General features: G+C 53.4%; 1 protein-coding gene. It reads left to right on the plus strand.

All coding sequences use genetic code 11. The features are described 5' to 3' along the window. The first annotated feature begins 56 nt into the window (after positions 1-56). Positions 57-754, plus strand: a protein-coding gene (locus A7090_RS24325; protein WP_094096600.1) for an IS1-like element IS1A family transposase whose coding sequence is annotated in 2 segments (ribosomal slippage) — positions 57-306 and positions 306-754 — 699 coding nt in all. Because the reading frame shifts where the segments join, the coding sequence is not laid out codon by codon here. Positions 755-769 lie beyond the last annotated feature (15 nt).

The following is a 769-nucleotide window of genomic DNA, read 5'->3' on the forward strand; positions in this document are numbered from 1 at the left end:
CGGTGATGCTGCCAACTTACTGATTTAGTGTATGATGGTGTTTTTGAGGTGCTCCAGTGGCTTCTGTTTCTATCAGCTGTCCCTCCTGTTCAGCTACTGACGGGGTGGTGCGTAACGGCAAAAGCACCGCCGGACATCAGCGCTATCTCTGCTCTCACTGCCGTAAAACATGGCAACTGCAGTTCACTTACACCGCTTCTCAACCCGGTACGCACCAGAAAATCATTGATATGGCCATGAATGGCGTTGGATGCCGGGCAACTGCCCGCATTATGGGCGTTGGCCTCAACACGATTTTACGTCACTTAAAAAACTCAGGCCGCAGTCGGTAACCTCGCGCATACAGCCGGGCAGTGACGTCATCGTCTGCGCGGAAATGGACGAACAGTGGGGCTATGTCGGGGCTAAATCGCGCCAGCGCTGGCTGTTTTACGCGTATGACAGTCTCCGGAAGACGGTTGTTGCGCACGTATTCGGTGAACGCACTATGGCGACGCTGGGGCGTCTTATGAGCCTGCTGTCACCCTTTGACGTGGTGATATGGATGACGGATGGCTGGCCGCTGTATGAATCCCGCCTGAAGGGAAAGCTGCACGTAATCAGCAAGCGATATACGCAGCGAATTGAGCGGCATAACCTGAATCTGAGGCAGCACCTGGCACGGCTGGGACGGAAGTCGCTGTCGTTCTCAAAATCGGTGGAGCTGCATGACAAAGTCATCGGGCATTATCTGAACATAAAACACTATCAATGAGTTGGAGTCATTACC

The sequence above is a fragment of the Escherichia sp. MOD1-EC7003 genome (assembly GCF_002965065.1).
Taxonomy (GTDB): Bacteria; Pseudomonadota; Gammaproteobacteria; order Enterobacterales; family Enterobacteriaceae; genus Escherichia.